The sequence below is a fragment of the Streptomyces sp. NPDC104309 genome, from assembly GCF_055584025.1.
Genome location: NZ_JBVJMV010000111.1, coordinates 1 through 6847 on the forward strand (window position 1 = coordinate 1; position 6847 = coordinate 6847).

Below are 6847 nucleotides of genomic sequence, written 5' to 3' on the forward strand. Positions count from 1 at the left end.
AACGAACTGAACGCCCGAACCCTCCCATGACCACGGCGAAACCCTGCCTGAACAGCGGAAACTCATTGCTCACATTCGGAAAGAGAACAGCTTCTCACCACTGACAGGCGGTACGACAAGCCGCGGCTCGCTGAGACGGGACAGGGATCAACCCCACGACCGGTCAGCCTTCGCTGGCACAAGCCAACAACTGGTCAGCCTTCACTGACACAGAACGCCATCGGTCACCCTTCGGTGGCAGCCGGTCAACTGACCGCTCTCACTCAATCGAGTCGTTTGCTCAGCGAACCCAGTCGTTTGGCCTTCCGTCTCAGTGAACCTAGTCGTGTAGGTGATCGCGCTGGGGGGTGCTGGGTGGCTGTACCGGCTGGGGTGGATCTTGCATGGCCGTACGTCGAGCTGTCGTACGTGGACGCCGTACGCGAGCGACAACGGCGTCCACTGCTGGACTGCGTGACGACCCGTTTCGAGGACGGGGCACCGGTGCGGCCCTTTCGGTGGTCTCGCGGTGAGCGTCACTTCGCGGGCTGGTACTGGGCGGCGACGACTGGGCGGCACGTCGGATTCGAGTCCTGGTTGGAGCGGGATCGGCTCCTGCTCATGGACTTCGACCCGAAGGTGGTAGGGATCGCCTCGCAGCCGTTCTGGCTGTACTGGCACGACGGCGAACGAGAGCGTCGGCACGCCCCGGACTACTTCGCCCGCCACGCGGATGGCTCGGCGGTGGTCATCGACGTCCGCGCGGATGAGCGGATCGAGTCGAAGGACGCGGAAGTGTTCGAGGTGACGCGGCTGGCCTGCGCTCGGGCCGGGTGGGGGTTCGAGCGGGTGGGGACGCCGGAGGCGGTGCTGCTGGCGAATGTGCGGTGGCTGTCGCGCTATCGGCACCCACGGTGCCTGCACCGCCCGGTTGCCGATCGGCTGCGGGAGGTCTTCGCGGAGCCGGGCCCGATGTTTCCGGGGGTCGATGTGGTGGGTGACCGGCTCGCGACGCTGCCGACCCTGTTTCATCTGCTCTGGCTCCAGGAGCTGGTCTTCAAGGGGCTGTCGGTCGAGCTGATGGGACCGCGCACGGTCGTGAGCTTGGCCGGCGGGGGTGCCCAATGAGCGGGACGGGGCGGAAGGTTCCCCCCATGGCCCGGATCGCTGAGTTTCCCGAGACGGCGGCCGAACAGGCCCGTTGGTGGGAGGGGCACATTCTCGAAGTGCTGCACGGCCTGCCGCTGGACGCTTCCGAAGGAGCGGTGCCGCGGCCGGAGTTCGATCCGAGAGGGACCTCGCTGGCTGAGCGTGAGCGAGTGAAGGCGGCCGAGCTGACGGCGGCCGGGCGCCCGGTGACAGCCAGCGGGATCAAGCAGCGGCGCCAGCGCTATCAGCGTGACGGACTGATCGGACTGGCCGATGGCCGGTCGGCCAAACAGATGCCGGCCTTCGGCATGGTCGATGCGGCGGTGGTGGAAGCCATGCGGCAGGCGATCGGCGAGACGGCCGAGGACTCGTCGAAGACGATCGGGTTCATCGTCTGGCGGGCCAAGGAGATTCTGGTTGGCCGGAAAGATGCCGCCCATGTCGAGGTTCCTTCCCGGGCGACCCTCTACCGGCTCTACAGCAAGCTGGCGACCGGTGCTCATGCGACGGGCTCGGCCCGCACACGTCGTTCGGTCAACGCACGGCCGCCCGGCCCGTTCGGGGAAGTGCCGGCCAGTGCGCCGGGCGAGCTCATGCAGATTGACTCGACCCCGCTGGACGTGCTGGTGCGGCTGGACGACGGCATCGCGGAGAAGGTCGAGCTGACCGCGATGGTCGACATCGCGACCAGGTCGATTACCGCGGCGGTGCTGCGGCCGACGACGAAAGCGGCCGACGCCTCCGCGCTGCTGGCCCGCAGCGTCACCCCGGAGGCGATGCGGCCGGGCTGGTCAGACGCCCTGCTGATGTCCCGTTCGGTGCTACCGCACCGACGGCTGCTGACCTTGGACGAGCGCTTGGAGCAGGCGGCGGCACGGCCGGTGATCGTTCCGGAGTCGATCGTCTGCGACCACGGCAAGGTGTTCATCTCGAACAACTTCCGGGCGTCCTGCCGATATTTGGGCATCAACCTGCAACCGGCCCACAAGGCGACCCCGACGGACAAGGGCACGATCGAGAAGACCCTGGGCTCAGTGGCCACACTGTTCGCTCAGTTCGTCGCGGGCTACACCGGTTCGACCGCGGACCGGCGCGGCCGGAAGCTGGAGGACGGGCCGCTGTGGTCGCTACCCGAGTTGCAGAGCCTTTTGGACGAGTGGATCATCGCGGTCTGGCAAACCAGGCCGCATGACGGGCTGCGTGACCCGCAGGCACCGAAGCGGGCGTTCTCGCCGAACGAGAAGTACGCCACGCTGGTGGAGTCCTGCGGTTACGTCCCGGTCCCGCTGAACGGGGCGGACTACATCGAGCTGCTGCCCGAGCGTTGGCAGGTGGTCAACGCCTATGGCATCCGGATCAAGCACCGCACCTACGACGACGTCGAGTTGGGCCCACTGCGCCGCCAGCACTCCGGGGTGGTGGAGAAGAAGGGTCTGTGGGAGATCCACTACGACCCCTACGACATCTCCCGGATCTGGGTACGCGACCGCCAGGGCGATCGGTGGATCACCGTGTTCTGGAAGCATCTTCGCCGCGTCGGCGTCCCGTTCGGAGAGCTGGCCTGGGACCACGCCTGCGAGCAGGTCCCCGGCGGCACCGAGGAACAGATCGCGGATGCCGCCGCTGCCCTGCTGCGGCGGGCCCACGCCGGCCCTGTCCTGGAGAAGGGTCCTGCGGCCAAGCGTTCCCGCCGCGTCGCCGCCCGGACCCGGGCCACCACCCCCGAGCTGCCGATCCCGGACCCGCCTGCCGCCGAGGTCACGCCGGACGAAGAGCCGAACACCGAGCTGACCAAGGTCATCCCGCTGGGTTTGTTCGACCCGCTCGCCAACCCCTGGAGGCGTCCGTGACCACCCCCGAAGCGGCAGGCCGACGAACCGCTCTGCACGAGGCTGATGCTGCGGCCAACCGTCAGCTCACCACCCTGGGCGGTTGGCGGACGTTCGCCGCCGGCCCGCCCGAACCCCTGGTCCTGCTGTCTTCCGACGAACTGCGGAGGCTGTCCCCGGCAGAGCGGGCCCTCTATGACGAGGACCGGCTCGACCATCACGCCCGGATGCTCGTGGTCGCCACCTCGTTCGTCGAGAAGACGGTGGTCTGCGGTCGTCGATTGGTCCTGCTCAACCGGCACGCGATCAGCGCTCGCCGAGGTTTGATGGTCTCCGGCCTGCCGGGCACGGGCAAGACCAGCGCCATCACCCAGCTGGGGCTCGCCCACGAGCTCCTCGACCGGGCTCGCCACCCGAACGTCGCCGACCGCATCCCGGTGCTCTACATCACCGTCCCGCCCGCCGCGACTGCCCGCATGGTCGCTGCCGAGTTCGCACGCTTCCTGGGCCTTCCGGTCCGTCCCCGGTCGAACATGACGGACATCATCGAGGCCGTGGTCGGCGTCTGCACGGACTCGCGCACGGGTCTGGTGCTGGTCGACGAGATTCACAACGTCTCGCAGGTCACGCGGGCCGGCGGTGAGGTCTCCGACACCCTGAAGTACTTCTCCGAGCGCATCCCCGCGACGTTCGTCTATGCGGGCATCGACCTGGAGACCAGCGAGCTCCTGACCGGCACCCGGGGCGCCCAGATCGCGGGCCGCTTCACGCTCGTTCCCACCCGCCCCTTCCCCTACGGCGACGAGTGGAAGGGCCTGGTCGCGACCATGGAACAGACCCTTCTCCTGCACAACCACCCGCCGGGCAGCCTGGTCAAGCTGGACCGCTACCTCCACAACCGGGCCGACGGCATGATCGGAGCGTTGTCCCACGCCATCCGGGGAGCCGCGATCGACGCGATCCTGGGCGGGACCGAACGCGTGACCAAGGAAGCACTCGACGAGATCCCCCTGGATCACGCCGCGGAGACCATGAGGAAGCCGGCGAAGAAGGCAGCCACCAGGTGACCGAGGCACTGCCCGAACAACTGACCCGACTCCCCGTCCAGGTCTCACTACGACTCGGCGAGGGAACCGACTCCTTCATCCGCCGACTGGCTCAGGCCAACCACCTCAAGCCCAGCTACCTGCGCGGATGCCTCGTCGGCCCACCCGACTACGGGCGCGGGAAGCGACCACGCGCGGACCGACTGGCCGCAGTTACCGGTCATCAACAGGACGTCCTAGAACGGGTTCTGGCTGATCTGGTGCGGAAGAAACGCCCGAGGCCGGCCTCGGACAAACCCAAGCGACGTGTCACTGCCAGCGCGGACAAGCCCGCGCTCTTCGGGGCGATCCGTCGAGACGCCCAGGCAGGTGAGCAGTCCGTCCGGAAGTTGGCGGCGAAGCATCGCGTGAGCCCTTACCTGGTCCGCCAGGCCCTCGCCTCACCAACTCCTCCACCGCGCAAGGAACGCGCGGCCATCCAGGGCCGGGCCAAGGGACTCGTCGGACCTGCCATCGACGTCATCCTCGACGAATACGCGGCCACGCACGCCGGCGAACTGCCCACGATCGGGCTCGTCTGGGAGAGGCTGCTCGACGAACACGACGCCAGCGTGTCCTACGGCACCGTTCACCGCTACATGTCCAAGCACCCGCTGAGGAATCCGGACACACTGACACGCGAGCGCAGCGCGGGAAACTACCTCGCCGCCACTCAGCAGACCCTCCAAGCCAACGTGCTCCAGCACTACAAGGCCCTGCTGACCGCGGTTCGTCGCGAGCCCGCCCGGCACGGCCTCGACGGCTCCTTCTCCTCGATGACGGCGTTCCTTCTCGGCCTGGACGCCGGAAGCTCCTGGAACATGCTCACCGGATTCCAGGAATGGCTCGTGGTCCGTCTCGGCCAAGGCCACGATCTGACCTGGCCCCTCCTCGTCCGCCACCTCACTCCAGGCGGCTGGACCCACCCGCTCACCAAACAGGCCGAGGCCGCTGCTGTGATCACGCTCCACCGGCTACTCGGCGACTACTTCACAGCGCGAGAACAGCCCGACGGCCTCAGCGGCATCTTCCGGGACTACCAGTCCTGGAAGATCACCCAGGACTGGTATCAGCTGTCCTTCGACGCCGAACCTCGCCCGGCTGCCACCGGAGACTGATCGACCACCGTCGAAGTCTGCCGCGCATAGACGTTCCGGCCGCACGGCCGCGGGCAACTGCAGGCCCCAGCTGCCACGAGCTCCACCCGCAGGGCTTCCGAGGCGTTGGGGTGATGAACTATGCGTTCGCGCAGAATGAACCATCTCGCGCCGGCCTTCCTGGCCTCCAAGTCGGCGAGCCAGCGCAGCGCGGGGTCCGGCAGGTTCGGGTTGATCAGTGCATTCCACTGAACCGACGAATCTTCATCCCGTGCGAGCCGATCCAACGCATCAGGCGGCGCCAAGGGACTGCGGGCCGTCCACAGCCGCACCGGTCGGATCTCATCGACCGCGAGCGAGCGCAGACGCTCAGCGGTGACGTCCGGACTCCTCGCCTCAAGGACTCGGCGGTATCCACTGAGACGTTCGGCCTGGCTTCGCACAACGCGTCCGCTCACCAGCCTGATGATGCCACGGGCGCTCGACGCCGCACGAACGCCGAATCGCAGGCGTCTCACTCAAGCAAGTCCACGCAGCTCAGCGCCGTTCGGTCGACTAACTTCGCTGCGACAGGTCAGCCAGGGCCGCAGCGGGTGCCCGGACGGGACAGCGTTAGGCGCTGCCCGTGCAACGGGGGTTGAGGAACATCCATGTCAGATCGTGCGCGAGGCCATGGCGCCGGGGCCAGGTGGCGGCGATCCGTAGATGCAGGCGGCGGGCTCCGCGGGTGATGCGGGCGGCGGCGTGCAGGAGCAGGTGGCGGAGCTTCTTCGGTTCAGCGGTGGCCAACTCGCCGCCAAGCAGGAGAGTTTGGGTCCAGGCGAGCAGGTCGATGGCGGCCAGAGTCTTCATCCACCCTGCGCACCTGGGCGCAGGGTGGGCCGGACACCGCGGAGGGCATCGCCCGCGCGGTCATAGCCTTCGCCGCGCAGATCCTCACCGAGGACCACGAGGACGTCGCGCAGTCCCGGGCGCGGACCGGGCCGGCCCGCCGCTCTCGGGTGCCCACTGCGTCGCGGCCCTGGGCATACTACGAGCCGCGGTTCTCGGCCAGGTGCGCTCAAGCTCGCCGGGGTACGTCAACACCGCCGCCGGACGTCGAGCCCACACCGAACGCCACCGCGTCCTCGCCCTCTACGCATCACATGCTCGACCGAACATCCGAGGCAAACGCCGGAGCCCTGGGACATTCAACCTTTCGCAGTCCGAGTCGGCTACGCCTCGTCCGAGGTTCTCTCCTCGGTCCGGTTCCGCTTTCCGGCCTCATGCCGGGCAAAGAAGTACACCGGAACCATGACCAGCGGAGCAGCGAGCGGGCGCCATCCGTCCGGTACCCAGCACACCGCGAAGGAGAAGGCCGCGAGAATGACAACGGTCTTGACCACGAAGCCAGGCCCCCACGCCTGCGCGAACACGTTCCCCTGAAGTCCCTTCTGCTCTTCTTCACGAAATTCTCTGCGATCGTGCACAGCCCCTCCCGGGGTGATCATGTTCTCCTGCGTCCCGGGCGGCCACCCGCTGTGGAAGCTGTGCCGCGTCCCGCAGGATCACCTGCTGCGGGCGCTGCCTGCCTGGGCGCAGGAGGAGCCCCGCCGGCGGTTCGTCACAGGGCCGGCAGCGCAGTTTCACCACACTGCGGAGAAGGTGCGGCGCTGGGGACCAGCTTGCCCTTAATTCATGGCGCGGCGTGCCGGGAGGAGGGAGGCCG

Annotated in this window: 7 protein-coding genes; 4 read left to right on the top strand and 3 right to left on the bottom strand. The window is 68.0% G+C overall.

Translation table 11 applies throughout. From position 1 onward, the window contains the following. Nucleotides 1–354: 354 nt before the first annotated feature. Genes ACZ68L_RS46415 through ACZ68L_RS46430 form a run of 4 tightly spaced genes read left to right on the top strand, consistent with a single transcriptional unit; the run spans nt 355 to nt 5160 of the window. Complete coding sequence (locus ACZ68L_RS46415; protein WP_469590897.1) at nt 355–1107, top strand: TnsA-like heteromeric transposase endonuclease subunit; 753 nt, start codon at nt 355–357, stop codon at nt 1105–1107. 26 nt (nt 1108–1133) lie between these two features. Next, on the top strand, nt 1134–2978 hold the full coding sequence (locus ACZ68L_RS46420) for a Mu transposase C-terminal domain-containing protein (protein WP_469590899.1): 1845 nt from the start codon (nt 1134–1136) through the stop codon (nt 2976–2978). A 32-nt stretch (nt 2979–3010) separates the two neighbouring features. Further along, nucleotides 3011–4024 carry an ATP-binding protein gene (locus ACZ68L_RS46425; RefSeq protein ID WP_469590908.1) on the top strand — a complete coding sequence of 338 codons (1014 nt, stop codon included), beginning with the start codon at nt 3011–3013 and terminating at the stop codon, nt 4022–4024. Continuing rightward, entirely contained in the window at nt 4021–5160 is a 1140-nt protein-coding gene (locus ACZ68L_RS46430; RefSeq protein ID WP_469590901.1) for a TniQ family protein, read from the top strand. The genes ACZ68L_RS46425 and ACZ68L_RS46430 overlap by 4 nt, the downstream gene beginning before the upstream one ends. On the opposite strand, the gene ACZ68L_RS46435 is transcribed toward ACZ68L_RS46430, so the two are convergent. From ACZ68L_RS46435 to ACZ68L_RS46445, 3 genes are all read right to left on the bottom strand, one after another. After that, nucleotides 5112–5597, bottom strand: coding sequence for a hypothetical protein (locus tag ACZ68L_RS46435; protein WP_469590902.1), 486 nt, complete (start codon nt 5595–5597; stop codon nt 5112–5114). The genes ACZ68L_RS46430 and ACZ68L_RS46435 overlap by 49 nt on opposite strands. 154 nt (nt 5598–5751) lie before the next feature. Then, a complete protein-coding gene (locus ACZ68L_RS46440; RefSeq protein WP_469590904.1) occupies nt 5752–5991 on the bottom strand; it encodes a transposase in 240 nt (79 codons plus the stop codon). Nucleotides 5992–6353: 362 nt separating this feature from the next. Then, nucleotides 6354–6629 carry a hypothetical protein gene (locus tag ACZ68L_RS46445; RefSeq protein ID WP_469590906.1) on the bottom strand — a complete coding sequence of 92 codons (276 nt, stop codon included), beginning with the start codon at nt 6627–6629 and terminating at the stop codon, nt 6354–6356. Nucleotides 6630–6847: the final 218 nt, after the last annotated feature.

What these genes read in the sequence shown, in the direction of transcription:
- ACZ68L_RS46420 (WP_469590899.1), top strand. Translation starts at nt 1,134, where the DNA reads ATGGCCCGGATCGCTGAGTTTCCCGAGACGGCGGCCGAACAGGCCCGT.
- ACZ68L_RS46440 (WP_469590904.1), bottom strand. Translation starts at nt 5,991, where the DNA reads ATGAAGACTCTGGCCGCCATCGACCTGCTCGCCTGGACCCAAACTCTC.
- ACZ68L_RS46445 (WP_469590906.1), bottom strand. Translation starts at nt 6,629, where the DNA reads ATGATCACCCCGGGAGGGGCTGTGCACGATCGCAGAGAATTTCGTGAA.